At 59.6% G+C, this 26,935-nt stretch carries 21 protein-coding genes and 2 pseudogenes; 7 read left to right on the forward strand and 16 right to left on the reverse strand.

The genetic code is table 11. The features are described from left to right. The coding region (locus O7A61_RS01790) for an ABC transporter ATP-binding protein (RefSeq protein WP_337128145.1) at window positions 1–669 on the forward strand (669 nt) is incomplete at its 5' end. A 274-nt stretch (window positions 670–943) separates the two neighbouring features. Beyond that, complete coding sequence (locus O7A61_RS01795) at window positions 944–1,108, forward strand: DUF1515 family protein (protein WP_337128209.1); 165 nt, start codon at window positions 944–946, stop codon at window positions 1,106–1,108. An 86-nt stretch (window positions 1,109–1,194) separates the two neighbouring features. Here O7A61_RS01795 and O7A61_RS01800 read toward each other — a convergent pair whose 3' ends face one another. From O7A61_RS01800 to O7A61_RS01815, 4 genes are all read right to left on the reverse strand, one after another. Continuing rightward, window positions 1,195–1,824, reverse strand: coding sequence for a hypothetical protein (locus O7A61_RS01800; protein ID WP_337128146.1), 630 nt, complete (start codon window positions 1,822–1,824; stop codon window positions 1,195–1,197). A gap of 182 nt (window positions 1,825–2,006) precedes the next feature. Then, window positions 2,007–2,447 carry an ion channel gene (locus O7A61_RS01805; RefSeq protein WP_032935792.1) on the reverse strand — a complete coding sequence of 147 codons (441 nt, stop codon included), beginning with the start codon at window positions 2,445–2,447 and terminating at the stop codon, window positions 2,007–2,009. Between the two features lie 1,444 nt (window positions 2,448–3,891). After that, entirely contained in the window at window positions 3,892–4,413 is a 522-nt protein-coding gene (locus tag O7A61_RS01810; protein ID WP_337128147.1) for a YciE/YciF ferroxidase family protein, read from the reverse strand. A 925-nt stretch (window positions 4,414–5,338) separates the two neighbouring features. Next, window positions 5,339–5,542 (reverse strand): hypothetical protein, encoded by a 204-nt coding sequence (locus tag O7A61_RS01815; RefSeq protein WP_337108881.1) that lies wholly within the window; start codon window positions 5,540–5,542, stop codon window positions 5,339–5,341. 1,590 nt (window positions 5,543–7,132) lie between these two features. On the opposite strand from O7A61_RS01815, the gene O7A61_RS01820 reads away from it, so the two are divergent. Further along, complete coding sequence (locus tag O7A61_RS01820) at window positions 7,133–7,657, forward strand: EF-hand domain-containing protein (protein ID WP_337108880.1); 525 nt, start codon at window positions 7,133–7,135, stop codon at window positions 7,655–7,657. Window positions 7,658–7,891: 234 nt separating this feature from the next. Here the strand turns inward: O7A61_RS01820 and O7A61_RS01825 are convergent, their stop codons facing one another. The 5 genes from O7A61_RS01825 to O7A61_RS01845 are packed head-to-tail and all read right to left on the reverse strand — an operon-like array spanning window position 7,892 to window position 12,483. Beyond that, window positions 7,892–8,776 (reverse strand): dihydrodipicolinate synthase family protein, encoded by an 885-nt coding sequence (locus O7A61_RS01825; RefSeq protein WP_337128148.1) that lies wholly within the window; start codon window positions 8,774–8,776, stop codon window positions 7,892–7,894. Window positions 8,777–8,781: 5 nt separating this feature from the next. Then, complete coding sequence (locus O7A61_RS01830) at window positions 8,782–9,615, reverse strand: shikimate dehydrogenase family protein (protein WP_337128149.1); 834 nt, start codon at window positions 9,613–9,615, stop codon at window positions 8,782–8,784. Window positions 9,616–9,671: 56 nt separating this feature from the next. Beyond that, window positions 9,672–10,967 (reverse strand): TRAP transporter large permease, encoded by a 1,296-nt coding sequence (locus tag O7A61_RS01835; protein ID WP_337108877.1) that lies wholly within the window; start codon window positions 10,965–10,967, stop codon window positions 9,672–9,674. Then, entirely contained in the window at window positions 10,964–11,461 is a 498-nt protein-coding gene (locus O7A61_RS01840) for a TRAP transporter small permease (RefSeq protein WP_337108876.1), read from the reverse strand. Before O7A61_RS01840 ends, O7A61_RS01835 begins: the two co-directional genes overlap by 4 nt. 14 nt (window positions 11,462–11,475) lie before the next feature. Next, on the reverse strand, window positions 11,476–12,483 hold the full coding sequence (locus O7A61_RS01845; RefSeq protein ID WP_337128150.1) for a sialic acid TRAP transporter substrate-binding protein SiaP: 1,008 nt from the start codon (window positions 12,481–12,483) through the stop codon (window positions 11,476–11,478). A gap of 273 nt (window positions 12,484–12,756) precedes the next feature. Here O7A61_RS01845 and O7A61_RS01850 point away from each other — a divergent pair, with 273 nt between their 5' ends. From O7A61_RS01850 to O7A61_RS01860, 3 genes are all read left to right on the forward strand, one after another. Next, window positions 12,757–13,413: a GntR family transcriptional regulator gene (locus tag O7A61_RS01850; protein ID WP_337128151.1), complete on the forward strand. Its 657-nt coding sequence runs from the start codon at window positions 12,757–12,759 to the stop codon at window positions 13,411–13,413. A 700-nt stretch (window positions 13,414–14,113) separates the two neighbouring features. Next, on the forward strand, window positions 14,114–14,347 hold the full coding sequence (locus O7A61_RS01855) for a hypothetical protein (RefSeq protein ID WP_337128152.1): 234 nt from the start codon (window positions 14,114–14,116) through the stop codon (window positions 14,345–14,347). A gap of 484 nt (window positions 14,348–14,831) precedes the next feature. Then, the gene (locus tag O7A61_RS01860) at window positions 14,832–16,052 is read left to right on the forward strand and encodes a cation:proton antiporter (RefSeq protein WP_337128153.1); all 1,221 of its coding nucleotides are present in this window, start codon (window positions 14,832–14,834) and stop codon (window positions 16,050–16,052) included. Between the two features lie 416 nt (window positions 16,053–16,468). Here the strand turns inward: O7A61_RS01860 and O7A61_RS01865 are convergent. The 3 genes and pseudogenes from O7A61_RS01865 to O7A61_RS01875 form a co-directional block, all read right to left on the reverse strand. Beyond that, window positions 16,469–17,164 (reverse strand): annotated as a pseudogene (locus O7A61_RS01865) (ABC transporter ATP-binding protein). Next, window positions 17,161–17,268, reverse strand: a pseudogene (locus tag O7A61_RS01870) (ABC transporter ATP-binding protein); the annotation flags it as partial. The pseudogenes O7A61_RS01870 and O7A61_RS01865, both read right to left, overlap by 4 nt. A gap of 420 nt (window positions 17,269–17,688) precedes the next feature. Then, window positions 17,689–17,913, reverse strand: a complete 225-nt coding sequence (locus tag O7A61_RS01875; protein WP_337128154.1) for a hypothetical protein — start codon at window positions 17,911–17,913, stop codon at window positions 17,689–17,691. Window positions 17,914–18,243: 330 nt separating this feature from the next. Between O7A61_RS01875 and O7A61_RS01880 the strand changes: the two genes are divergently transcribed. After that, window positions 18,244–19,488 (forward strand): phospholipase D-like domain-containing protein, encoded by a 1,245-nt coding sequence (locus tag O7A61_RS01880; protein WP_337128155.1) that lies wholly within the window; start codon window positions 18,244–18,246, stop codon window positions 19,486–19,488. Window positions 19,489–20,252: 764 nt separating this feature from the next. Here O7A61_RS01880 and O7A61_RS01885 read toward each other — a convergent pair. The 4 genes from O7A61_RS01885 to ligD form a co-directional block, all read right to left on the reverse strand. Continuing rightward, entirely contained in the window at window positions 20,253–20,717 is a 465-nt protein-coding gene (locus O7A61_RS01885) for a hypothetical protein (RefSeq protein ID WP_337108869.1), read from the reverse strand. Window positions 20,718–21,418: 701 nt separating this feature from the next. Then, the gene (locus O7A61_RS01890) at window positions 21,419–22,273 is read right to left on the reverse strand and encodes a PRC-barrel domain-containing protein (protein WP_337128156.1); all 855 of its coding nucleotides are present in this window, start codon (window positions 22,271–22,273) and stop codon (window positions 21,419–21,421) included. A gap of 824 nt (window positions 22,274–23,097) precedes the next feature. After that, the gene (locus O7A61_RS01895; RefSeq protein ID WP_337108889.1) at window positions 23,098–24,819 is read right to left on the reverse strand and encodes a PHP domain-containing protein; all 1,722 of its coding nucleotides are present in this window, start codon (window positions 24,817–24,819) and stop codon (window positions 23,098–23,100) included. Between the two features lie 90 nt (window positions 24,820–24,909). Further along, complete coding sequence (ligD, locus tag O7A61_RS01900) at window positions 24,910–26,823, reverse strand: DNA ligase D (RefSeq protein WP_337128210.1); 1,914 nt, start codon at window positions 26,821–26,823, stop codon at window positions 24,910–24,912. Between the last annotated feature and the right edge of the window lie 112 nt (window positions 26,824–26,935).

The raw sequence follows: 26,935 nt of genomic DNA on the forward strand, positions 1-26,935 counted from the left end.
CAACTCTCCGGCGGCCAGAGGCAGCGTGTGGCGCTGGCACGCTCCATCGTCACCAAGCCGCGCGTGCTTCTGCTCGACGAGCCGCTCGGCGCGCTCGACAAGGCGCTGCGCGTCGACATGCAGATCGAATTGAAACGCATCCAGCGCGAGATCGGCATCACCACCATCTTCGTCACCCACGACCAGGAAGAGGCGCTGACGATGAGCGACCGCATCGGCATATTGCGCGACGGCCGGCTGGTACAGGAGGGGCCGCCCGAAGAAATCTACGACCGGCCGCAAAGCGAATTCGCCGCGACCTTCCTCGGCGACGCCAACATCTTGCGCGGCGAAGCGACCGCCAACGGCATAAAGCTACCGGACGGCACAGCGATCGCTGCCTCTGTCGGCGCGTCCGTGCCCACGGGTGCAAAGGCGAGCTGCGCCGTGCGGCCGGAGCGCATCCAGATCTCGACTGGCGCGGGGAAGTCTGATCACGCCAATGCCAACACGCTCAAGGGCCAGGTTTCGAAGCGCATCTTCGCCGGCAACAACAGCACCTATTTCGTCGAACGCGGTGACCAGACGCTAAAGGTGATCGTGCAGAATACAGGTGCCGAAAGGCTGGCCGAGGGCCAGGAAGTTGTGCTGAACTGGTCGCCGGAGAGCACGGTGCTGATCGCTGCCTGAACTCGCCGACCGCGTGGCATCAGGAGAGGCCCAAATCTCTGGAATCCTCTCGCAGAAATCTCCTGAAGCCGCGGCTGGTGGAGTTCGTATAGCTGTCCCACTGACAGAGCAGGGCTCTCTAGGGAGCGTCATGCATAGGTGAAGCTCATCTGATTTGGAGAGGATCGGAGCCCGAGAACGTCCGCACGTGTTAGACTAGCTCGAACCAAGCGTGGAGGAGGGAACCGACGAGCTGGTGGAGCGTGTGAGCGCTACCTAGAGCGCGGTCAGTAAGATCAATGCCAATATGACCAGCGTCAAGGAAGTGACGGCCGAGGTGACGCGCTGGAAACTTATGGGGCTGGGGACACTTGGCGTAACCGGCATGGCAGCCGCGGCCCTGGCCTCCCTCGTCACGGCGTATTGGTCGGATATCTGGCGCGTGCTGCGGGGAGGGTGAATTTGGGGAGGCGTATGACTGTTCCTCGACAAACCAACCACAGTTCGTGTCGAGCACCGCGCGGGCTGCGTTCTATCTTGCTGTCATCAAGTTCGGTGCACGAAGGGACCGCGTACCCATCGCAAGGGTGCGGTCCAGCGCCAGCTGCGGGACGCGAGAAGCGCGTTGCGTTCTGCGAGGAAAGCGTCCCGATCGCGGACCATCGCGTCACATTCGAGGCTGAGCTCGTGGTGAGCACGAACGATCGCATGGTGAGTGCGAACGACCGCCTCGTGATCTAAAATCCGCGCTCGAAGCTCCCCACGGAGATGTTCAGCCTCCGCCGTCGCTATCGCCAGAACATCACAGCTTTCGTTGAATATCGTACGCACCAGGTCCATTTGAGCGCGCAGTTCACGGCTTTCGCCGTCGACCGCCATGGAACGCAAAATCTGATATGCGATCCGGATCAGAGGTGTGATGTCCGGATGGTTTCGCAGCTCTTCGATCGAGGCTCTCTCGTGATGCAGGGCCTCGTTCAGGAACTTTTCAATCTCGATATCGGACTGGCTGCAAGGAGCCGGCCAGATGACCCCGGTTTCGTCAGCCGCATGGTTCAAATGCCGCCGCCAGTCGGTGCGGAAATCTTCGTGGCGCAAAAAATAACGTGGCATGTCTCGTGACTGGTGCTCCGCTTCGAGCACGTGCCTCAGCCAAAGCAGTAGTGATTTCGCCATCGGCAAGCCATCTCGCCGCTTCAACGGCTCTCTTAGGGCGAGAAGCTTGAGATTTTCAGACTTGGGGCGCTCTTTGCCCGATGGCCGGCCTGGGAACAAGAGGCCGGAACATCGGCATGCCTTCTGTGGTCGGTGTCTCTATCGTAGACCTCACATCCAAGACAGGCCGGCGATCTCCGGCTCTACCTCCTCTTCCAAAAATTCTCCATAGAGAGGTAGGTGAACGAGGCTGTCCAGCTTAACAGCACCAGGCCGGTGAGCGCTTCTGAAGAGGCAATCAGTCGCATCGGACCCTCGGCCCTGACATCACCGACTCCCAGCGTTGTATAGTTTGTGATGGAGAAATACAGGAAGTCGATCCAGCCATCGGAGATTTTTCCGACGATTCCGCCTAACAGGCCGTAGCTATGGAGGCCCCAGAAGACGAAACCGTAGAGCGTAATCTCGACGGTATGCGCGGCAAGCGCTCCAAAAATAACGATCAGCAATCGTCCTCGGCTCGGAAATCCGCCGATCTCGGTTGACCGGGCCGAGCTCGCGACCATTTTGAAAGCCTCGTAGTGGACGAGAACGCACGCGATTGCCAGAACGAGCGATACGAGACTGACTGCGATGACGTTCATTATGGATGCACCGTGTGAGGAAGGCTTCTGTTGATCGCGCAAATCGGTGCCTGTGTGAAGGTCTGGTTTCCTGCGGTACGGCTGATTGGCTCGTCCGGCTCGCCCCCACGCCGCGGACAAACTCTTCGACCGCCCGGCCTGATAATGCCCTCATCTACCATGCGAACGAGCTTCACAACTGGAGGGATAGAGGACCTCGCAAACTGGTCTCCGCGCCGATGCAGAACACAGCCTGGAGGTTGGGATACCGCCGAAGGTTCGCTGGCATATCCCATGTCACGATGAGCCGATGTCGTCTTCATCGATGGCGCGGTTACCAGCCTGACAACAGCGGCATCGCTGGTGACGGGAATACCCAGGTTCACCGTCACGCGGTTTGCCCATATCTTCCCTGTGACGCGTCCATCTTCTCTTGTGTTAATTTAGCTATCGCTGAAGTTGAAGGGGAGACTGAACAATGTCTACTTCACGTCATGCATTGCTTTCCATCCTGGGTGCAAGTGTCGCCTACGTCGCCCTTAATGGCAATCGGTGAGTGGTGAGTGGTGAGGATTCGATGACCCCTTCGCAAACGTCGCAATTCAAAACGACCGGACGCCCCGGTTGTCCGGGGCAATTGCCAACCCGCGAAGCCGTTTGATGCAGGACCGTCGATTCGCGGCATCCTCGTCTTGGACGGAACAATTACACTCCTGCACCGGTACGCGTCCAAGTTCGCATTGGGTTATGGATTCGAACCTTGCATATTCGCAAAAACCCACTGCAACCATTAGTCTCTGCTAACGTTGCAGGCCAACTGACCAGGCGCCCTGTCACTGAAGGGCAAGGTGGAGGGGTTATTGTGGGGATCGATCGTAACGGCAGATATCCCTTCTCCGGACTGCAAAGTACCCTTTCGGTAGCACATCGGCGCACCGCGTTGCCGACCGTCGCGACGGTCGTAGTGACCGTAGCCGCTTTGTATTTCGGGCGCGAGGTTTTCCGCCGATAGCGATTGCCCTACTGTTGACCTTCGCACTCGCCCCGATGGTTTCCTCGCTAAAACGGGCCGGCATGCCCCGGGTCGCGGCTGTCGTATTGATCGTGCTTGGCGCCTTCGCAGCGCTGGCTCTGTTCAGCTTCATTTCGCCTCGCAGGTCAACGAATTGGCGCAGAATGGCGCACAAAGGTTGGCCCACATGTTCGTGGACCATCGCTTCCTTGCAGCGGGCCCGCGACTTCAACCAGAAGATCGCGGCCGTCACTGCCTCGCGGCCTTCACGGTGGCCTTGCGAAAGAGGTTCTCGGCAAAGGGTTTCGCGAACATAGAAAAGACTGCGCGCTGACCGTTCTTCGCACAACATTTGCGGTTGGTAACCCAGAAAACCGCGGCCTCGGTCGGGAGACTGAGGCCGCATCGCCAGTTGGCCTTTTTGGCACGCGAACCGAGCGTATGCGAGGCGTCTCAGGCGGCCGCCTGCAAGGCCCGCTCGTTCGCACCGCTTTCGCCGAGCTTAGTTAGTGTCTCATCGGTGGCGGATTCTTCCTTGAGAGTCTGGCGCAGCAAGGGCAGGGCATCTTTCAGGCCCAGTTGCTCCGCCCACGCAATCAGCGTGCCGTAGCGCGCTATTTCATAGTGCTCGACCGACTGGGCGGCCGCCACGAGGCCCGCGTCGAGTGCCGGCTCGTTCTTGTATTCCTCGAGGATTTCCGAACCTTCTTCGATGATGCCGTCGATCGCGGGACACGTCTTGCCCCGGGCCTGCTTGCCTAGCATTTCAAAAACTTGCTCGAGCCGGTCGATCTGACCTTCCGTCTCGGTGCGATGCTTTTCGAAGGCTGCGCTCACCTCTTCCGTTTGCGCCGCTTTGGCCATCTTCGGCAGCGTCTTTAGAATTTTCTTTTCCGCATAGTAGATGTCTTTCAGGCCACCCACGAACAGGCTTTCCAGGCCGTTCGCAGCGCCGGACGAACTGTTCTTCACCATCAATGTCTCTCCTTCGGTTGGCTTGCTGTTCCAAACAGAACGGCGTTCGCCCATTGTTCAAAGCTAGCGAAATTCGAGGATCGCGTTTCGACTTCCCCGAACAACCAGAACCGACAGACTCAAGCGACGTTCCCGGCGAAACATTTTGTGATATTCATATTCGACAACCCAAAGCTGGAAAGCGGTTCTCGTCTACGGCCACCAGAACGGCCCGTTAGATCGTCCATCGGGACGTTCCCGAGACCAGGTGCGGCTCAAGCTTGTTGCTCCCAGGCCCATAGAGTTCAGCCAGGCTGACGACTTCCCGCTGTGTTCGACGGACGCCTGGAGGGACCGAATGGTGCGCCCGCCTCTCTGACTTTTCCCCTCGTCAGGCGCGCAAGTACACAAGTGAACGCCGCTCTGAGCGGCTATCTGCCCGGTTGCCGCGCGGCTCTCAGGGTGCCAGACACCCGGGGCGGATACAGGAGCGAGACACCCTCATGGATCGGTATCGCGCAACGCAACGCAAACCGCTTCAAGGCTTTGAAAAAACGGGTGATTCAGGGCCCATTGGACCAGGAACAACAGAAGCTCGACAAACTAGACCTGCAGGACATTTAAGGGAAACGCGTCTCCCGAGCGTGAGAGCTTTGGCAGAGACTTTCAGTGACGCTCGGACCGGAATAATCGCAGCTTCGGGCGCCCCTCCTCAACCCGATCGCGCCAATGCGTGGGGTTGGATATCGACTGGCACCCCGCTGAGGCCATGCCTCCATCCAAATTCGGCCCGCTCACACGGGAAAAACCAGCGAGTGCGCGCCTTCTCGGTCCAGAACTGCGAGTTCCAGCATCTTGGAAAACGGCGCGCTGACAATCGGCTCCCACATACTGGCCAGCATACGTAAAAGTTGATCTCAATCAGTTTTGCGTGGCAAGCTAACGGCTATGGCTCTGATACGGGTGTGACGCCAGCGGCCAGGCTCTCCTCTTCGAGGACATCTGTCACATCACCGACGCTCGCTTCCGCATCGGGGTGAGCCTTCGCAAGTTCCTGTGCCTTGGATTTCAGGTCAAACGAAAATTGTCGCCGCTTCTTTGCCGCCGCTACCGCGTCTGCAATCTCCACGGCCAATGTGAGTGCCGGCATTAGCTTTCTCCCAAGTACCCCAGCGTCTACCCCAAATATGGCAGACATTCGACCAACGCCCTCCGTCGAACGAGGGACCGTCCCTAAGATACAGGGGCGCTCCAGCCCCTGCTGCATCAGCGGAGAGGAGGATGTCCGAGCACTGGGCACGGAAGCAGGGCCGCCCCACGCAGCCCTTGAGGGCAAGGACGGCGGCTGATCCTCGCTGAGAGAGCTGCTTGAGAGCGTTTGCACCGCAGCGCATGGCGGGACGGCCCGTTGAGGCATGAACTGAAATAGCTTTCAAGCCCGATACGAGCTTTGGTCAAAGGAACCGTCGATCGTCCTGGGAGTTGAACGGGAATCGACTATCGCCAAGCCTTGCTAGGCCGTCGCGGAGGATGGAGCATGAGTTTCTTCGGTAAGTACTTCGCAGGCTTGTTCAGCCGGAAATCATCGCCGGCGAAGGCCAGCGGCGACATGCGAAAGGCGACCGGCGCTGGTCCGGCTATGGCCGCGCATTCGAAAGACGCCAAGACGTCAGCCGCAAGTGGCCAAAACCAGAACTCAGCGAGGAAAGGCAATGACAGACGACAAGAGTGAAGCGCGATTTTCACGATCGCGGCCGCGTGTCGGCGGAGGAGGATAACGAAGCCGAATATTTCGCCCAGAAGGCCGGCATCACTCCCCAACGGTAAGGGATCTCATTGCCAGACACGGGAACGACCGCGCCACGGGCTAGGGGCGAAGGCGCTCAGGGGCCGGTGACATATAATGGCTGTTTACCAGATAGAAGAGCTCTACAGGGACAAGGTCGTGTCCTCTCGTACCGTCGCGGGAGGCGATCCTATGAAGGCGCCGAAATGGTCGCAGGTCGAAAGGTCTCGCCACGGGCCCTGCAGGACCATTGGTTTCGCGTCGTTGATGAAAACGAGGCGGCGGTGGGCGGTGTATGAGTATAGCTTGGCCGACACCGGTGGCGAGCGGTCGGGTTAACAACTTCTTCAACTTGAGCCTGCCTACGTCTGGTAGTCCACGAGGGCGGCCCTGCCTGGGAGGAGACGAATCTCTACGCCGTCTGACTTGCATGGCGTCGGCATGACGGACCGAGACACAGGGCATTCGCGGACGAAAGACAGCACCGAGCTCGCGAGAATGTTCGCGATATATTAGAGCATCCATTTGGGGCCGAAAACTGACAGTCCGCTCGCGCGGAATTGTTGGGGACTAAAAGACGTTGCCCATACGTGGCCGCGCTATCTTACCCTCCGTCTATTTCGTGCCACCAGCTATCATGGCTGAGGCGATGATCGAATGTCGCTACCCCATTTGCTGGCGGTCGCGGGCCTATGAATCCAGCGGAAGGTGGACCTGAACGTTGCAGACGGCGCCTTCTTCCTGAAGCCTCCCAATGTGTGCGGCCATCCACTGCTTTCGGTACACGGCCGCACTCTTTGTCGTTTGTCCCCAAAAATAGAAGCCCCAAAAAGCTTGTGTGCAGGCGTGCCGCTTCTCCGAAGCGGTCTTTTGCGCGTCGCGAGGAACTATAAACGGAGCAGCAGGTTTGGTTGAGATGCCGACACCGGTCCGACCATCCGAAAGGAGAGCAAGATGACGGGAGCAATAAAAGCGACGGCAATCGCCGGGGCCCTTGCCGTATGCGCATTGCCAGCATTGGCCCAGTCCAGCGGAACGCCGGTGCCCGCAGTCAAAGCAGAGGATCATGGCCCCGAACGGCCGTCCGACGGCACAGGACAGCCCCAGGATTCGATGAGGACAATGATGCGCCAGATGATGAACGAGATGATGCAGGAAAGGTCGCACGCAGATGGGCGCTCCCAGCCAGACCGTGAAAGTGGCGACCGCGGAAGCCGGGGCTACAGAATGGGACCGCGTGAACGAGACCGGATGGCCGAAGGTGGCGGCCGCACGGGAGCCAGAATGATGCATGGCGCAGCGATGCGAATGATGTTTGCCATCGTGGATGCCGACGGCGATGGATCGGTCTCACAGAGCGAAATCGAGGACTTTGTAGACCGCATATTCAATGCGGTAGACGAAAACGGCGACGGCCGCGTCGACATGGAGGAAATCCAATCCTTCTTCCATGGATACGGCAATCGGGAGGCGGATTGATCTTGGGCGTCGGCCGGTTAACACTCGGTCAGCCAAGTCTGAACAGCCCGACGAGCTCACGCCTGAGTGGATCCTTGCTACTTCAGGTGCGCTGCTATCCGCACATTCTATATAAGCGCTGAAGTTGCACGTATGATTTCCTCCGCGTTGTTGTTCACGGGACTTCTCCAGGATAAGCGCCGACGGATGCCGTAGAGCGAGGGTCATCGTTGGCGTTTCGCCAGATGGCTCTTCCTAAACCATCGCTGCTATTTCCATGCAGGCCTGCAGGTCGCTTGTTTCTTCGAGTGCCTCGAGTGGAGCGCGAACGCGCAACCATACGGCGTCACCGGTTCGTTGGGCCAGAACCGCCTTGACCGCTGGCACGACGGGCAGCTTCAGGAGCTTGCCAAGCAAGTGATCGATCAAGGGATCGTCCTCACCGCGCACGAGTTTCGCCAGCAGCGCCGGCGCGAAATTGGCCACCCCGCTGATCGCCCCGCTGGCGCCTTGCCTGACCGCTCTCGCCAGATCGCCTTCATGGCCTACGAGTATGGCGAGGTCGCGATGCTCGGCAAGCAGCGCCACTGTCTGCTCCCAGTCGCCGCTGGAGTCCTTGACGCCGGCGATGGCCTGCGGAAAGGCGACGCGCAGGCGCGCGACCAGTTTCGGGCCGATACGGACACCGGTAAGGCCCGGGATGTTGTAGAGGATGACATCGCGGGCGGCCACGCCGGAGCGCTCCAGCACCTCACTGATCCAGCGATAGATGCCTTCCTCCGTTGGCTGCTTGAAATAGAAGGGGGGCGTCAGCAGGATGCCGCCGCAACCAGCCTCAAGCGATCGCCGGACGTGGTCGCCTGCGTCCTCGGACGACGGCCCGTAGACACATTCGATCAGGCTGCCGGCGTGGATGCCGGCCGCGGCCGTTCTCTCGTAGAGGGTCGCGCGGACCGAGGCCGAAATTGATATGCCTTCGCCAGTCGTGCCGAAGGCGGTTACCACCCGCATACCTTGCCCCAGCAAGTGTCCAGCGTGTGCGACGAAGCGGGGCCAGTCGATTGCGCCACTTTGCTCAAACGGTGTTGTCAGCGCCGCGCTGAGGCCGATCTTCTTGCGCATGTGATGGTCTTCGGACACAGGTATTATCCTTGATCAATTGGCGGGATTTCGAGGAGCATTCGGCGCAACGATCCAAGATCGGCTGGCGTCCGCCCGGTGAAGATACGGAAGGCTTCGACACCTTGGTGAAAGAACAGCTCGAAACCGCTGAGAACCTTGATGCCCGCCGCCTCCGCCTGCTGTTTGAACTGCGTGTCGACCGGCGTGTAGACGGCGTCGAATGCCCAGCGCAGCTCCCGCAGCAATTCCAGCCGCACCGGAGAGCCCGGATGTCCGTGCATGCCGAGCGGCGTGCAATTGACGATGCCTCCCGCGCCGTCCATCGCCGGACCGACGTCGACGCCGGAGGACGTTGCGACAGCGCCCTTCGAGGCGGTCGCGATCGCGGCGGCTAGTGACCGCGCTTTGCCGGCATCTCTGTCGATGATGGTCAGGCCATCAGCCCCGAGGGCCAGTAGTCCGAAGGCCACGGCCTTGCCGACTCCTCCGGCTCCGATCAGGACGACCTTGCCCGGCGCCATGTCGTCGAAGACTGCGCGATAGGCGGCGACGAAACCCGTATGGTCGGTGTTGTAGCCCCGCGCGCAATGCGGGTCGAACACCACTGTGTTGACCGAACCGATGCGTCTGATCAGGTCGTCGTGTATGCACAGCCTGGAGACCACCATCTCCTTGTATGGATAGGTAACATTGATGCCGCGAAGACCGGCGTCGCGGCAGGCGTCGAACACGGCGTCGAAGTCCTTACCCATCTCGCGCGGGATGAAGAGGTCATAGCTGACGTCCAGGCTGCTGAGGCGGCCGGCGAGACGATGCAGGTCCGGCGAACGCGAGCGGTTTATGTTGTCGCCGATCAACCCAAGCCTGACCGGGTCGGTGAGGCCGGCACTTCGGCGATCGTGCGGAGCCGTGCTCATCCCTGGTATCCGAACTGCCTCGGCAACCACAGCACGATTTCCGGAAACAGCATCATTAGCAGTAGCGCAAAGACCAGCACGCCGATGAATAGCCAGATCTCGCTGATGATTTCGCGCAGCGGAATGCGCGTCGTCGCATTGATGACGAACAGCACGACCCCATAGGGTGGCGTAATCAGCCCGATCATGGTGTTGACCACCACCACGACGCCGAAATGCACAAGGTCGATCCCGAGCAGCCGGCAGGTCGGAATGAACAGCGGTACGATGACCAGAATGATCGTCGAAGCGTCGAGCAGACAACCAAGCAGCAGCAGCAGCACGTTGACTATGAACATGAAAGCGAGTGGGGATATGTGCAGTCCCTGCAGCGAGGCTGCCATGTGGGCCGGAATGTTTTCGCTGGCGACGATGTAATTGAAGATCAGGGCGCCGCCGATGACCAGGCCAACAGCAGCGGACGAGCGTGCGCTTTCTGAAAGGATGCCATAAAGCTTCCGCCAGCTCAGCGCACGATAAAACACGCCGGCCAGTACCAGCGCATAGGCGGCCGCGACGGCTGCCGCTTCGGTCGGCGTCGTCGCGCCGCCATAGATGCCGTAGAGCAGGATGACCGGCATAAGCAGCGCCGGAAATGCATTGAGAGTCACCTTCGGCAAGGCTCGCAGAGGCACGGCTTCCTCGACCGCGAAATCGCGCTTGCGGGCGACCCACGCGTTGAGGCCCATCAGCACCGCGCCCATCAGCAGCCCAGGCAGGATGCCGCCGAGGAACAGGAAACCGATCGAGGCATCCGAAACCAGCGCGTACATCACCATCGGGATCGACGGCGGGATGATCGGCCCAATCGTCGAAGCGGCGGCGGTGATGGCGGCGGCGTAGCCGCGCGGATAGCGGCCGTCCCTGGTCATCATCTCGATGATGATCTTGCCGAGGCCGGCCGCATCAGCAACTGCCGAACCCGACATGCCGGAAAAGATCAGATTGGCGACGACATTGACATGCCCGAGTCCGCCGCGCAGGCGCCCTACGATCGCCACGCAGAAGGCCAGCAGCCGCTCGCTGATCGTGCCAGCGTTCATGATGTTGGCGGCGACGATGAATAGCGGTACCGCCAGGATGATGAAGCCGTCATAGAGCCCCTGGATGATCTGCTCGGCGGCAAGCCCCAGGTCCTGACCTTTGACTGCAAGATAGACGATCGCCGCCACGATCATGGAATAGGCGACTGGCGTGCCAATCCCAGCGAGGACGAACAGCGCCAGCAGGCAAAGAGAGAAAGCGGCGGTCACAGCGGCGTCGCTTCGTCATGCGGCTCGGGCGCGCCGCCGCGGGCAAGTTGCCATAGGCGCAGCGCGTAGCGCACGATCACGGCAACGGCGAACAGCCCATAGACGCTGAACACGACGTCGAGCCGGATGCGCAGCGTGGCACTTTTTTTGATCTTGTAGAAGGCGAGGTAGTCGTATGTTGCCGGCAACGCCGCCAAGAAACCAGCGACAATCGCCGCCGCCGAGATCAGCGCGAAAACGCGCTGGGTCCGGCGGCTGGCAATCAGGTAGAACAGGTCGAACGTGACGTGGTCGCGCTCGGTGAGCACGAATGCCGAACTCCAGAACACCAGCCACAGCCAGGTCGTCAGGCACACTTCCAGTGTCCATCCGAGCGGATCGTTGATCACGTAGCGCGTGAATATCTGCAGGATGAAGGCGATGAACATGGCGGCGAGAAGCGCCACCGCCACGTTATCGGCCCGCGCCTGCAACCAGCGGATGGTTGCGGACATCGGTCTTTCCCGGCTCAGAGGGCGTTGATCTTGTCGACCATGCCTTCCGGCCAGTCCTTGGCGAAGTCGGAGTCCAGATAGGCCTTCTGCACATGTTTGCGGAAGGCGTCGACGTCGGGTGCGTAGACTTTCAAACCCTTGTCCTTGAAGAACTGCTCGAGTTCCGATTCCAGCTTCAGCTGCTTTTGCCGTCCGGACTCGGCTGCATCGTCAGCCGCCTTCTGCACCGCCGCCTGCTGATCGGGTGCAAGCCCGTCCCAGACCTTTTTCGAAAAGGCGAGGTAGTTCAGATCCACGAGGTGACTGGTCAGGCAAATCTGCTTGGTGACCTCATAGAATTTGGAGTCCTTGTCGGACGGCAGCGGATTGTCCTGGCCGTCGATCGCGCCGGTCTGCAGGGCTGTGTAGATTTCGGTAAACGCCACTGGCACCGGATTGGCGCCGAGCGCCTTGCCAAGAAACTGCCAGGCATCGGTACCGGGCATTCTGAGCTTGACGCCGGCCAAATCTTCCGGGGTCTTGATTTCCTTGTCGATGCGAAGGTTCAATTGGCGGCGGCCGAGATACATTACCGTCAAGAGCTTGACGCCGAGCTCATCCTCCACCTTCTTTTTCATCGGCTCCATGAAGTCAGCCGCGAAAACCTTCTTCTGATGCTCGGCGTCGCGATGAAGATAGCCGGCGGTGAAGATCCCCCATTCGGGATAGAGCGATGCCAATTCCTGCGCCGAGGTGATCGACATTTCGAGGTTGCCGCGCGCAATTGCTTCCAGCTCGGTGCCTTGCTTGAACAGTTCGGCGTTCCAGTGCGGCTCAAACGTGGCGAAGGCGCTGACTGAGGGGGCGAACACGCTGGTCAGCGCCACCGCACGCTGGTCGCCCGGTGTCGCCGGTGACGATAGCCTCAGTGTGATCTTGTCCTGCGCCAGGGCGCGGTTGACGCGTGAGGCGTACATGACACCGGCTACGCCGAAAGCGGTTCTGCGGAGAAACCTGCGGCGATCGATCGTGATAGTGGTCATGCTTTTCCTCCCTGAATTGCATGTCGGGCCACGGCACGCCCAGTCCGTCACGCATCGAGCATCGCACGACAACCTTCCTCCTTCAACCCACGTAGCGCAGGACGTCAGATATTCGGAGTTTTGTATGACAATTCGCCTCACATTGGAGAGCAGTCGCTCGCATCCCCCGCGGTCGCGCTGGACAGCATCCTTGCGAGCGTGAGGAGCTTCGAAGTCCTCAGGACGATGGCCCCGATGTATGGTATTTCGAGAAACTTATGATATTCCTGTCAAATGCTTGCGAACGCGTCCGACGCCACGATATCGGATACGGCCTATCGGCAGATACGGGCCGATATAATCTTTGGCCGACTTGTTCCCGGCGAGAAGCTCAAGCTGGAAAGACTGAAGGGCCTCTATGGAGCCAGCGTCTCAACTCTGCGGGAAATACTAAACCGCCTGGCTTCCGATGGGCTGGTCGTTGCAGAAGGACAGCGGGGCTTCGAAGTTGCGCCGGTCTCGCCAGGGGACCTCAAGGAAATTGCTGCGTTGCGTCAATTGCTCGAATGCCACGCGATGGAATTGTCATTCGGCGCCGGCGATGTGGAATGGGAGGGCAAGGTGGTGTCCGCCCACCACAAGCTACACCAGATGGAAATCAGGATGATTAGCGGAGACCGGTCGGTCACCAAGGACTGGAAACGCTACGACTGGGAGTTCCACCAGTCGCTGATCTCCGCCTGCGGGTCCCGTGCGCTCATGGAAACGCATGCCGCGGTTTTTGACAAATATTTGCGGTATCAGATGATTTCGCTGACTTTTCGTGGGCAAATCGCCGCCGACGAACACCGACAGTTGCTGGATGCAGCGTTGACCCGGGATGTGGTCACGGCGCAGACTGTGCTGCGCCGGCATGTCGAGGCAGGCGTCAAGCATGGTTTGACCGCCTGAGCGGAATGCCTTGGCGGCAGCCACACTGCGGGGCAGGAACTGCCCGCGCGTCGTCCCGGAGATCGGCGCATCTATAATCGCGTCTTATGTAGGACGCGCCACTTCCGGCGCGACCTAATGCGTAGGCCCGATACAGAGTGCCGCGCGCTTGTTCCCACGGCATCGCCGACAACGAAATCTCCAGCACTGAACAACGATGCCCGCAATCTGATCGGTGAAAACGGGTTCAGAGACACCCCGAGTGGCGACAACCCTCGGAACTCTTTAAAGGGCTACTGAGGTGGCGGCGCAGGACCATCAACTATGCCTGAAATCTTCGAAAAAATGGGCTCACCAAACGCACCAAGTGCAATCCTTGTGAATGCTGTCTCAGTTTAAGACTCCTTAGAATCTTGCCCTTCTCCTGCAGCTCACGACGACGTCCACGACGCCCATTCCCGGCAAAGGTTAAGGTCGCTGCGACCGGTCAGATGCGTCCGCCTGAACGAACAGGTAAATGACGATGGCCAGCAACACCGCTAGCATTATCCAGATCATGAGTTTCGAGATGTTCACAGGCAGCAGATAATCGGATGGCGCTCAGGCAGCAATTCACATTTGCGCATGGGAGCGTTTGATGGATAAGATTGCACGATCGCGTTATCGCTCTTGATCGGCCCCTTTTCTTAGCGTTCCCTGATGCGTTGTGACGAGATCGATTTTGGAACCGGGATTCGCTGTCGCTGCTGGGGTCGCCCTGTCGACTGCACTCGGCTATCTCGCCTACGCTTGGCCGGGCGACGCCGTGCCCATGCTGGAATGGCTCGCCAGTCCGCTTACGTTCAGCACCCTTCTCTGGGCCGCGCTCGGAGCGATGTTCGGGCACAGCGCCTTGCAATTCCAGCGAGGCCGCACAAGTGTCAGCCGCAAAATGCAGCGCGACGAAACACCATAACGGACAAGAGCCTGCTAGAGATGCGGAGGCGGAGGTGAGCACCACGCGCGTATCGCGCTGCGAACCATTGTCCCACTGAGTGTCGTCAAACTTCTGCGCCTGTGAAGCTGAGGGTGCGGGAAGGGCGGAGACGCAAGCCCCAGGATCCGGAGTACACGCCGTCGCCGTTAGTCTAGCACGACACCAGCCCGGCGGCCTGAGGTCAACTCACCGAGAGCAGATAGCCTGGCAACGTCTTCAAACCATCGGTCACGAAGCATTGCGCAGGCGGCCTATTTTGCTTTACCCCGCATTGTTCCGTCTCCGACGAGTTTGTGATCAGGAACATATTGGCGCGACCAGATCGGCCGGAGCGCGTGGGAAGTCCATCCGGGCCTGCTCTCGGCACATCGCCGCTTCGGATTACGCGAACTTCGTCGCACCGGCGGTTCCAGTGGAGCCTCAGGGCCCTAGTTGACCTGATCAGAGCAAACCTGAGGCCGCCATGAACGATCTTTCAATCCTCACCCTGGGGATGATCCTGCTCACCGCTTCTTTGGTGGCGATGATCTCCAGACGGCTGCAACTTCCTTACAGCGTCGGGCTTGTTGCGGCAGGTGTCGCCCTTGGCTTCATGCCCGGCGTTGCCGAACTCCCCCTCAGTCGGGATCTGATTTTCACGGTGTTTTTGCCACCGCTGATCTTCCAGGCGGCACTTGCGATCGAGTGGCGTTATTTTCGGGTGAATCTGCCGGTCACCATTCTGCTCGCGTTTCCCGGGGTCGCGATTGCCGCCGCAGTGGTTGCGGCTGGCATGCATTTGCTGCTCGGATGGACTTGGATCGGTGCCGGGCTGTTCGGCGTGCTGATAGCGGCGACCGATCCGGTGTCGGTTATCGCGGCGTTCAAGGAGATGAAGGTTCAGCCCCGCCTCGCTCTGCTTGTCGAATCAGAAAGTCTGCTCAACGACGGCGCAGCCGCGGTTGGCTTCGGAATCCTCGCGGCAATCGCGGCAGGCGCCGAAGCGACGTCCCTGAGCATTGCTGGGTCGCTGCTCTGGACGGTCGTGGGTGGGATTGCCTCCGGCGCGGCCGTGGCAGCTGTGCTCCTTGTGATCGCCGGCCGGACCGAAGACCATCTCGTTGAAATTACCCTGACGACCATCGCGGCCTATGGTTCGTTTCTGCTTGCGGAGGATCTTGGCATGTCGGGCGTGCTGGCTACTCTCACCGCAGGCTTGATTGTCGGCAACGTCGGCTGGAAAGGCGCTATTTCCGCCAATGCCAGAAGTCACGTTCTGGCGTTCTGGGAGTACGCGGCCTTCCTGGCAAATTCGATCGTGTTCATCCTGATCGGCGGCCATGAAGCCCATCAGCCGTTTGGGATATTCGCAGGCACCTCGGCGGTCGCTGTCATGCTCGTGCTGGTTGGTCGGACCTTGGCCATTTATCCTTTCTGTGCCCTCCTTGCTGCGACGCCCCTCAAGGTGGATGCCAGCTACCAGCACATTTTGGTCTGGGGCGGTCTGCGCGGCGCGCTTGCTCTGGCCCTGGCGCTCGCACTTCCTGAAAACATCGCCGAGCGCAGTCAAATAATCGTTGTCGCATTCGCAGTCGTTGCCTTTTCCATCTTTGTCCAAGGCTTGACCATGCCGTGGCTCATCAGACGAATGGGTCTGACCGCCGAAAGCGCGGGTTCGGCTAGACGCGACCGCAGCAGCCGGTGAACAAGTCGACGGCGTTCTGGGGTTCTCGGCTGCTGAAGGCGCTGTGCTGTCACCACGACTGAAAAGAGATGCCACTCGGTTGCACCCGGGCTGCACCGGGCGTGCGGCGCGTGCCTGTCCACCAGACCGCCATGCACCGTTTGCGAACCGAGCGCAGCGCCCAGTTGAGCGTGAACGACAACAATCAAGGGTGACGCGTTCAATCAGCGCAGCGACCTGTCCCAAGCTGATCCGTCACGCCGAGCGCGACGGATGTCGTGTGGGCCTGGCGAGCTCTCCCCACTCAGCAGCTGCTCGCAGAGGCTGCTTGTGAGGGTCTGCCGGGTGCAACGGCGCTGCGTGGTCCGGGTTGCGGGACCTGATTCCAGTCGCGCGCCTGCGGTCGCGGGACGACCAGGAACACCAGATCGCCCCAGCTAAACAACGACATAGCGTTGCAAGAGTTCGGGCTGCGCCTTGATCTCCGCGGCAGGGCCTTCGTCGACGATATGACCGTTGTTGATGATGTAGACGCGCTTTGCCAACGACAGCGTTGCAGCCAGGTTCTGTTCGACCAGAACGAGGGTGTGGCCGGCCTCGGCTAGGTCGCGGCAGGTGCGAACGAGATTCTGTAAGATGACAGGTGCAAGGCCCTCGAACGGCTCGTCGAGCAGGACGATTTTCGGGTCCCGAACAAGAGCGCGGGCGATCGCCAGCATCTGCTGTTCGCCGCCCGAAAGATCGGTACCGGCTGCCGCCGCGCTCTTTCAGCCGTGGGAACATCTCGTATATACGCTCGAGCGGCCATCTGTTGTCGGCGGTCAATCCAGCCAGGATGATGTTGTCTTCAACGGTCAAGCTGCCGAAGATGCGGCGATCTTCGTGGACCAGCTGCATTCCGCGTCGAGCTATGCTGTGTGCCTCCTGCCGGCCAGTTCCTCACCATCCAGCTTGATACTGCCCGTACGCGGGCTCACAACACCCATCAGGCTCTTCAGCGTCGTCGACTTGCCGGCGCCGTTCCTGCCAAGAAGCGCGATCACCTCGTGCTTTTCAACACGCAACGACACGTCGAATAGAATGTGGCTGTCACCGTAGTAGCTGTTCAGCCCGGCGACCTCGAGCAGGCTCATGCTACCTCCTCGTGGATCCCGCCGAGATACGCTTCCTGCACCTTTGCATTGGCCTTGATCTCCTCTGGCGTTCCTTCCACGAGGACGCGGCCCTCCTGCAGCAGCGGCGTGATCGCCCTAGTTTATTTCGCCTACTGCTACCCGGTTCTGCGTTTCACGCGTTGGGCGGAGCGTAAGGTCGGCGGCACCCGTTTCATCAGTCTCGATTGAGCCAGCAGTTGCCGGCAACGGAGGTGTGATCAGGCTCTGGACACGCGCGGCACGCGGACAGGCACTTTCGGGTGCGCAAACGTCTCGAAAATCTCCCGCACCGCGGCTGGCGCCAGTGAGCCGGCCTTCGCCTGGAAGCGCTCGACCCCCTAGGCGCCTGAGGCGCGAAGAAGCGTGCTTCCAGATCGTCCAGGCCTTCAAATATCATCTGCTCGAAGGCAGGGTTTGCCAGCCAGGCCGGGAAGCCGCGCAAGACCATCCCAAAGTTGATGTCGAAGCCCTCCTGGGCAATCTCGCCGGTCTTCGGGCATCGGTCAGAGCATCGTTTCCCTGCAGCGGGCCCGCGACTTCAACGAGAAGATCGCGGCCCTCACTGCCTCGCGGCCTTCACCGGTGGCCTTGCGAAAGAGGTTCTCGGCAACCTGGCGTTGGCCTTGGTCTGAGGTGATGAAGTTCCTATCGATGTCCTTGCGCAGAGTCTTGGGATCGTTGCCGATGAAACCGGCAATGTCGGGTTCCGGCACGCGGTAGCCGGCCAAAGCCTGAACCTGGCGGCGATCAAACCCATCGGGTGTATGCCGCGGCCGGGCATCAGGCAGCCTGCTGGGGCCGCTCGGCGGCAACCGCAGACGCAATCAGGACTGCGCTCATGAACGATGCTGGCGGCGAGGTTCATCCTCTACAATAGTGCCCACTTGCTCGTCTCGAACTTACGAGGGGTGGAACCCGCATCAATTTCAATAGTTCTTGGCAGGTCAAAGGGGACCAAAGTGCGGCCTAAAAGTTTCGGTGCATTGTCGGCTCTCAGAAATGCGGTCCCGACCGGACGGAGGTTCGCCCGTTGCCTCGACGCTCTCAAGTATGTCGCGGTGGCAATTGCCACGTGTCTCTTCACCCTGGTGGCCATAAACCTCACAGCCGAACCGCGTGTCCTGCGATCGATTGTGCCGCATCGTTTTGACGCGACCGATCCACAATTCGCGCGAAGCATGGCCGCTTATTCGCAAGGACAGGTATTCGAGGCAAACGCTGTGCAAACGCTGGTCAATGGAGATGAGATCTTCCCAGCGATGCTGCAGGCCATCCATGCGGCTCGGTCGACCATCGACATGGAAACTTACATCTATTGGTCCGGAACGGTCGGCTACGAGTTCGCCAATGCCTTGGCCGCGAAAGCGCGGGAGGGCGTCGAGGTTCGTGTGCTGGTGGACTGGGTCGGCAGTCTGCCATTCGACGAGGATCTCATCCACATCATGACAAGCGCGGGCGTGCGGTTTCAGCGCTACCGGCCTATCTACTGGTACACGCTGGACCGGGTGAATAACCGGACGCATCGGAAGCTGCTGATCGTTGACGGACGGTTCGCCTTTACCGGCGGGGTGGGTATCGCAGACAACTGGCTGGGGGACGCCCGCAACCCTGATGAATGGCGCGACACCCACTACCAGATCGAGGGCCCTGCTGTATCCGCCTTCCAGGCAGCCTTCGCTGAGAACTGGCTCGAGACCGCGGGCGAGACTTTGCAGGGAGAGAAGTTCTACCCGCCACCGGAAGCAGCGGGAGCACTGAGTGCTCAACTGGTGCTATCTTCCCAGCCAAATGGCTCCGAAGGCATGGAGCTGATGATGTTGGCTGCGATAGCCGCCGCCAAAGAACACCTTCGGATAGGGATGGCCTATTTCGTCCCCGATGAGATTGCCTTGCAACAAATATTGGACGCCAGAAAAAGAGGGGTGGCGGTTGATGTCATCTGTCCCAGCGGCCTGACAGATGTTCCCATCGTTCGAAAAGGCTCTCGCTATTTCTGGGGTGATTTGCTCAAGGCCGGAGTTCGGATTTATGAGTTCCAGCCCACCATGTACCACCCTAAACTCCTGATCGTTGACGATATATGGGCGAGCTTTGGTTCAACCAACCTAGACGAGCGGTCTTTGCGGCTGAACGACGAAGCCTCTCTGAACGTCTTCGGCCGGGATTTTGCGCGCACGCAAATCGACTTGTTCAACGAAGACCTCAAGCGATCAAGGGAGATCAGTTTGGCCGAATGGCAATCGCGTCCATTGAGCGAGAAGGTCACGGACTGGACGGCCAGCAGGGCGCATTCACAACTTTAGATGTTTAGTCCCGGCATTTGCTGAAGCGAATTGAATCTGGAGCGTCCCGGTTGTGATGCCACGCCTTGCATATGAACTCGTAGGGTTAGTTTGCCGCTCATGCTGGAGACATGATGGCTCCGATCTCACAGCGCATGGGCTGAGGCTCGCGGAGGACTTTTGCGGTTGTGGGTCCGACACTGGTCGAACTCGCACGTTATCGGCCCGCGCACGGTCAGGCCCGACTTCATCGAAAAGCTGCCGCTGGACGGCCTTTCAAGCAGGATATGCTGGTCGCGACGGAGATGGCCCCAGGCCCATCACCCCGCGCTGGCGATGGATACTCGGCTCGGGGAAAGCGGCATGGCGCCGACGCGGCCCCCCGCCCAATGGCGCAGTATGCGGACCTCGCCCAGAAGCTCTGCTGAACCTTCAGGCCTTCCAGGAGCATCGCTTCGCTTTTCTCCCGCTCGGATATGACGGAGTAGCCGCGTTGCGTGAACGTTATGTTTTCGCCAAGTCGTTTTGACCAGCTCTCCTATCACCCACGGTGAGCGCGAAGAGTTCAGTCCAAGCAAGCGATGGGAAGCCCGGTCGGATGAGAATGGAACCCGTCGGAACCGACGCCGTTCATCATGCCATTTGCCGGCTTTCGCCCGGGCATATCCGTACTTGACGCTCGCCCGTTATTGTCACAGGTAGCGATGTCAGGGTCCAAATATACCGTCGTTCGTGTGCTTGGACCTTTGCCGGTCACTGCCTATTTCAGCTTGCTCGGTCGCCTCTTACTCCCTCGCGTGAGTTAAAATGCGGAATACCGGCCAATGGGCAATCGCTTCGCGCAGTTTGCTGAAAAGCTTGCCTTCTTTGTTGATGGCAGATCGAACTTGAACGGCAGCCCATCCGGCTTTCATCGTCCCGCCGACATGGCAATGGCAGACGACAGCGTGCAACTGCCAATCCGTAAGCTCGAAGAAGCGTTTCGCTTCGCCATACGTATCGTTCTTCAGCCCTTCAGCCCGCAAAGTTGGATCGGCGAAAGCGATGCTGAGCGCGGAGCCGAGGGACTGGGTTTTGTCGCGCACGTCCAAGGTCATGTATTCCGTCCCGGGGAAGGCGGCGAGGCACCGCTCGGGATTTCGCTCGAGCAGCATGGCCCAGTGTTCCAAACGCTGGCGCCGCGTCATAGCCGGAAAGGATGCTTCGACTTCCGCGACGCCATGCAGTTCCGCAAGTGTCTGATGTTTCATGGCCATCTCCTGTTGGCGAGGCCTTCGCCTGCAACAGGCCGAAGTAGCCTCAGTCGTCCCTATGCAGGCGAACCTGCAGCCCGTCGGGAAGTTCCACTGGCGAGAAAATTTGACAAGCGGCTGCTCCGATTTCCCGCTGTCTCGGTGCCTTGGACCATGCCATGCAACGAGTTGCTTCGATGCTTGGACCAAACGTCGGAGCAACGGGTAATCCTTCAGATCCTTGTAAGGCGTGAGATCTAATCCCGGATACGCAGCGAAGCTGTTCGTCATCGATCGCTTTCTCATGGCTCTTGATGACGCTTTGGTAGTGCCGCCAGGTCAGGCCACCCTCTGACCGCGTCTCTTTCGACGCGCGAAGCGATTTGATGAGCGTGCAGATAATGAAGGCGCACTCGTTCAAGAGAGCTTTTCAACAATTTCGTGGCACACCAGAAACGGTTCCAGGCGCACGTCCTCGCCTCTCCATCTGATGGTGCGCGGCAGGTGTCGGTCGACGTAAATTTTCATTGCATCGCTGCTTTACCCAGCAATGTAAGGAAGATCGAGCTGGTGGCTGACCTTCATGAAGCACGGATACGACATCAGACAGAACGAGGTCGCTGATATCTTCAGAGCTATGACGGACCTCGTCGGCTTCCGCTCCTGCTATTTGGCTGCCGAAGCGCCCGCCCGAAGGCGAACGCTTCGAGATGACTTTTTTACTTATTGACGATGATACGCTGCTTGTCGCGGTTTTGTGCGTAAGTTGCCTTGTCGTAGGCAGTCTGCGCCTCCAGCTGGTCCTTGGTGAAGTTCGTATAGAGGTAACGGTTGCCGTTTTTGTCGGTCATGAACTTGAGGTTCTCCATACCGACGGCGACCTCCTTTTCGCCGATGCTCAGAAAGCCGCCTACATCAACGATTATCGAGTCGACCTTCTTGTCACCGGTCAGGATAACGTCGCCGATCTCGCCGACCTTCGCATCATCTGCGCCATAGACGTTGGTTCCGATCAGATTTGCCGCACTGATTTTGTCTGACGGCATTTCGGTCAAGGTCGACTTGTCGATCGAGGCCGTCGCAGTCGTATCGGTTTTGCCATTAGCCGCTTGGCTGTCGGCGGTGCTGTTGGCCGGCTGGGCCGTTGGGACTGCCGCAGTATCGTAAGCCTTCGTATCGAAATTGGGCTGAGCTTTAAGCTCATCCTTGGTCGTCTTTGCGACCAACCAGCGATCGCCCTTCTTGTTGATCCATTCAAGCTTGTTGAAGTCGTAGGCCACATTTTTTTCGCCCACACCAAGGAAACCGCCGACGCCAATGACGACGAGTTTGGCGTTCCCGTCCTTGTCCAGGACAATGTCATTAACATCGCCGATCTTCGTCGCGTCATCGGCGCTGCTGTCATAGACCGCGGCTCCCATGATCTTCGAGACGAGTTTGCCATCGGTGACCGGGGCAACAGCCTCCGTCTGGGTAGCAGGCTTGCTGGTATTTGCGGCCTGTGCACCGGCCGTGCAGAGCGCTGTCGACATGAGAGCCGCCGTCGCTATCGTAGTTAGGATCTTCCGCATCATTGTGAAATTCCTCCTGTTGCCTGGTTGGTGACGTCGGTAGCTGCCAACGCCCTTTCGACCAACGAAAACAACGGCCCTAGGTTCCGGGAGTAGGTCCATGGTCCTGACGATATAGACTGATGGCTCATGCAGAACCTGATGCTACGTTGGCGACAGGGGTAGCGCGGCTACTTCGGGAAGAGAGCCATCCCTGGGCCCGCAGGCGAGCATTCCTGGCGGCGTTTCGCGCGGCGCCCGGTCCCCAAGCTGGCTCTCTCATATTTTGGATCCGAACGGGACTCCGAGTTGGCCAGTTCGCCAGCACCTTCACCCCGCGACGGTCACGCGCTGCGCTACGCCAACGGCTCCGCGCCAGCGCCCGTGGCTCCACCCGCCCAGCAGGGCATACCCAACGCCGGGAACGAACTCAGAACTGGATAGAAACTGGGGCAACGTCACGTTCAGCTCATATCCGGAACGCCAGGACCTCCGGTTGGATTTCGAGCCGGTGCATAGCTCCGCCTGTGGCGATGAAGTACAGCCGAACCGCCTCGATCCGATTGACAAGCTCGGCCTTGACGGGCTTACGACTTTGCACGGGCCTTCTTCCCCAACCAAGACGATCCCGAACCTGGTCCACTGGTTCCTCGCATCCAAAACGTAAAACGCCGGTCTAAACGCCGAAAAGCAGAGCGCCTCGGCGTGATCTCGCTTAAACTGCGAGGGGCATGTTGACCGCCACAAGAAAGGGGTTGCGTTATGAGGCTCCTTCATCGCGTTCCCGGCGCTCCGAGCGATCCACACCAGGCAGCGACTAATTGAGAACTGGTGCATGTTTGGGGCCGCTAGGAACTCGGGCCTCGTGCGACAGCTTTCCGCGCAGGCGAGCGGCGCTTGCCGCCGGTCTTTGACCCGGACTTGCGCTTTGAAAGGTGCGCAAGCAGAGCTGCCAAGGTCAGCGCATTAAGAACCCGCGTCCTGGGCACTCCTCCCTTGCGGGCCATCTCGACACCCCAATGCATGTGGTCGAGTTCGCGGATTGAATGAGCGTCCGGATTGATGCTGAAGATGCAGCCGTAGTCGAGCGCCTGTTGATGCCACCGCCAGTCGAGATCGAGCCGCCACGGATGCGCATTGATTTCGATAGCGACGCCATATTTTGCGCACGCTCTGAGGACCTTGGCGACGTCCAGGTCATAGCCGGGACGACGCAACAACTGGCGACCGGTCATGTGCCCGATAATTGTCGTGAGGGGATTCGCGATTGCCTCAATGATACGCTCTGTCTGCTCTTTCTTAGGCAACTTGAAGCGGCTGTGCACGCTCGCGACAACGAAATCAAACTGCTTCAAGACGTGGTCCGGATAATCAAGCGAGCCGTCGGCCAGGATGTCTGCCTCGATGCCCTTCAGGACACGGAATTTACCACCGTACTTCGTGTTCAGCCGATCCGCGTCGCGGTGCTGTTCAGTGATCTCCTGCAGTGTGAGCCCGCCCGCGTAGTGGGCAGACTGCGAATGGTCGGCGACACCAAAGTATTCAAACCCGCGCTTACGTGTCGCTTCAGCCATTGCCTCAAGCGTTTCGGTGCCATCGGATGCGGTCGTGTGAGAATGCAGGATGCCATGCAGATCTCCGTCCCGGACGAGGGGTGGTAGCTGCTGGCTCGCTGCCCGCTCAATCTCGTCCCTGCCTTCGCGCAGTTCGGGTTCGATGAACTGCAGGTCCAACGCTTCGTAGATTTCCTCCTCTGTCGCTGCTGCAATCAGCTTTCTGCCGCGATAGAGCCCGTCGGGTTTGAGGGCGAACCCTCTCTCGGTCGCGTACATCTTCAACTGCTCAAGATGGGCGGCCGAACCGGTTGCTTCGAGAAGGCTCGCGCCAAAGTGCTTCTTGTCTGTGACCACAAGTGTGAGGGTGGACTGCTCGATCGCGGTCCGCTTCTTCCCCATTGCGACCAGTGCGAGGTCGGTGACCAGTTCGCAACCGCGCCGGAAATCACCGGCAATTTCCACGCGCGAAAACTCGGGATGCTCTTGCTTCACCGACATGATCGCATGCTCAAGAAGAGCGGCGGCCTTGTGCAGGTGAAGCTGTGTTTCGCCGCTTCGCGCGATAGGGAGGTTCTGCAGAATTTTTGTCTGAAGCGAAGCACCGAGGCCTTTGACTGGCCGGATTCGATCTGCCTTTGCGGCGGCTTCGAGCTCAGCCAACGAGTTCACGCCGAGCGCCTGATGAAGCTTCAGGATCTTGTCGGGCCGAAGCCCTGGTACGGTAAAAAGCTCCATCACACCTGCCGGCACCTCGTCGCGCAGCTTCTCAAGGCGTGGATGCGTGCCCGTTTCATAGAGCTTGCGCACAATATCTGCGATCGCGTTACCGATCCCCGGGATCCTGATGAGGGCGCCCGCGGCGATGATCCGGTCGAGCGGCTGCGACAACGCAGCCAGACTGTCGGCAGCGCGCAGATAGGCTTTGGTGCGATAGGGGTTGTCCCCGCGCAGCGCCGTGCGATGTCCGTATTCCCTTAGGAGGCTGGCGACTGTCCTGGTATCGGTTTTTGCCATGGTCGAGGCAAACGGGGCCAATCTTCGCAGGTTCCAATCAGGCCAAGGCAACGAAGCCGTTACCAGCCTTACTGCCTTCGCGGAGTGGGGCTACAAATTAGGCAATGATTGGTCGGCTCGCCCCCATCCCGCCAGAGATTTGCTGGTTGCGCGTTTCTTCAATTCAGAAGCGTCGCCGACGTGGAAATGCGAGGGCGCATCAATCGTCTTCATTTCCGCCCAGGTGATCGGCGCCGCGACCGGAGCGCCCGATCGGGACCTTGCGCTGTAGGGCATGATCGCGGTCGCCCCACGCTGGTTGCGCAAATAGTCCACAAAGATGCGACCCTTCCGGCGCTTCTTCGACAACGCGGCCGTAAAGTGAGAGGGATCGCTTTGAGCGACCGCTTGCGCGAGGCGATGCGCGAAGTCTTTCACTTGCGGCCACTCGGCCTGAGGGGTGAGCGGCGCGATCACATGCACTCCTTTGCCTCCGGTCAGCATCGGGAATGTCGTAAGTCCCAATGATTTCAGAATATCACGAAACTGGAAAGCTGCGGCCCGGACAGCTTCAAAATCGAGACCCACATCGGGGTCGAGATCGAAAACGAGGCGGTCGGCCTTTTCGATATCCTCGATCCGAGCTCCCCACCCATGCAGCTCGATCGTTCCCATCTGTACGCAGGTCATCAGCCCATCGGCATCGTCGACATAAAGGTATGGCTCCTCGTGGCCGTCCTTTTCAGTGATACCGACGTGGTGGACTTTGTCGCCAAAGCTCCCGGCATCATGCTTCTGGAAGAAGCACTTCTTGGCCCGGCCTTGGGGACACCGAACCAGACTGATCGGTCGACTCCCAACCCAAGGAAGCATGATCTCAGCGACGGCCGCGTAGTGGTCGGCGAGCTGACCCTTGGTGATATTCGACTCCGGATAGATCACGCGGTCACGGTTGCTGATGGCGATGGTCTTCGCCGGCGACGTGGTCAGCTTGGCTGTGCGACGTTCCGTCTCCAGCACGACCGCCTCCGGCTTCTTGTCTTCGCGCAGACCGAGGTAGCTCGGATGTCTCAGCGTTCCTTCGTTAGTCATCTCGGTGAAGGCAATCTCCGCGACCAGCTTGGGGCGAAGCCAGTGTGCTCCGCGAACTTCGGCTCGCGGCGCCGCGACGGTCGCGGCCTTCTGCTCGAGCGGTGCCATGATCTCCATGAGACGGAAAAGTTCAGCTGTATCGAAGCCGGTACCGACTTTTCCGGCATAACGCAGCTTGCCGCCATCATGCACTCCAAGGATCAATGACCGGAACGCGCGGACCTTTTCGGACGGCGTCCAACCGACAATCACGAACTCCTGCCGGTTGATGCACTTGATCTTGAGCCAGTTTCCGCCGCGGGCCGCCACATAATGCGAATCGGCGAGCTTGGAAACCACCCCCTCGAGCCCGGCTGCGCAAAAGCGGTCGAGCAGCTCTTCTCCGCGCCCCAGAATATGATCAGAATAACGAAGCACCGGGTTCTTCGCGGGCAAAATCCTCTGGAGCTTTTCCTTGCGTTCAAGGAGAGGATGCTTCGTAAGATCTTCGCCGTCGAGTTGAAGGAGGTCGAACGCATAAAAGTCGATAGTGGCTGGTGCACCCTTTAATGCGTTCTGAAGCGCCTGGAAGTTTGATCGTCCGTCGGCATCGACAACGACGGCCTCTCCGTCAATCAGGGCAGAGCGGACCTGGAGCTTGCGGGCCTCCGAAAGAATGGACGGAAAACGGTGAGACCAGTCCAGGCCAGATCGCGTGTAGGCACGCGCTTCGCCGCTGCCGACCGCAACAAGAATGCGATAGCCGTCGTATTTCATTTCGTGAATCCAGCGGTCGCCGGCAGGGACGACGTCCACGAGTGTTGCGAGCTGGACGGGCCGAAAAGTGGGCAGTGCTAAATTGGCTTGGTCTCGCGTTGGCGACGTCGCTTGATGAGCGGTTGACCCCTGCATTGCCTTACGCGACGTTGGCATGACCACTCTCACCCGCCCCATACCCAAGACGAAATGGCTTAATCGCGTCCAACGCGCGACTGCTTCTTAAGTTTCGCCGAGAAGCTTGGAGCTTGTTGCCATCATTGTCGCGCCTTATCAGCGCCTCGGCCTG

The sequence above is a fragment of the Mesorhizobium sp. Cs1321R2N1 genome, from assembly GCF_037179725.1.
GTDB lineage: Bacteria > Pseudomonadota > Alphaproteobacteria > Rhizobiales > Rhizobiaceae > Mesorhizobium > Mesorhizobium salmacidum.

Bases quoted from the DNA above. Each gene is read 5' to 3' on its own strand.
- O7A61_RS01800 (WP_337128146.1), bottom strand. From the start codon at position 1,824: ATGGCGAAATCACTACTGCTTTGGCTGAGGCACGTGCTCGAAGCGGAG.
- O7A61_RS01805 (WP_032935792.1), bottom strand. From the start codon at position 2,447: ATGAACGTCATCGCAGTCAGTCTCGTATCGCTCGTTCTGGCAATCGCG.
- O7A61_RS01810 (WP_337128147.1), bottom strand. From the start codon at position 4,413: ATGGTGAAGAACAGTTCGTCCGGCGCTGCGAACGGCCTGGAAAGCCTG.
- O7A61_RS01815 (WP_337108881.1), bottom strand. From the start codon at position 5,542: ATGCCGGCACTCACATTGGCCGTGGAGATTGCAGACGCGGTAGCGGCG.
- O7A61_RS01820 (WP_337108880.1), top strand. From the start codon at position 7,133: ATGACGGGAGCAATAAAAGCGACGGCAATCGCCGGGGCCCTTGCCGTA.
- O7A61_RS01840 (WP_337108876.1), bottom strand. From the start codon at position 11,461: ATGTCCGCAACCATCCGCTGGTTGCAGGCGCGGGCCGATAACGTGGCG.
- O7A61_RS01845 (WP_337128150.1), bottom strand. From the start codon at position 12,483: ATGACCACTATCACGATCGATCGCCGCAGGTTTCTCCGCAGAACCGCT.
- O7A61_RS01850 (WP_337128151.1), top strand. From the start codon at position 12,757: ATGCTTGCGAACGCGTCCGACGCCACGATATCGGATACGGCCTATCGG.
- O7A61_RS01860 (WP_337128153.1), top strand. From the start codon at position 14,832: ATGAACGATCTTTCAATCCTCACCCTGGGGATGATCCTGCTCACCGCT.
- O7A61_RS01885 (WP_337108869.1), bottom strand. From the start codon at position 20,717: ATGAAACATCAGACACTTGCGGAACTGCATGGCGTCGCGGAAGTCGAA.
- O7A61_RS01890 (WP_337128156.1), bottom strand. From the start codon at position 22,273: ATGATGCGGAAGATCCTAACTACGATAGCGACGGCGGCTCTCATGTCG.
- O7A61_RS01895 (WP_337108889.1), bottom strand. From the start codon at position 24,819: ATGGCAAAAACCGATACCAGGACAGTCGCCAGCCTCCTAAGGGAATAC.
- ligD (WP_337128210.1), bottom strand. From the start codon at position 26,823: ATGGGGCGGGTGAGAGTGGTCATGCCAACGTCGCGTAAGGCAATGCAG.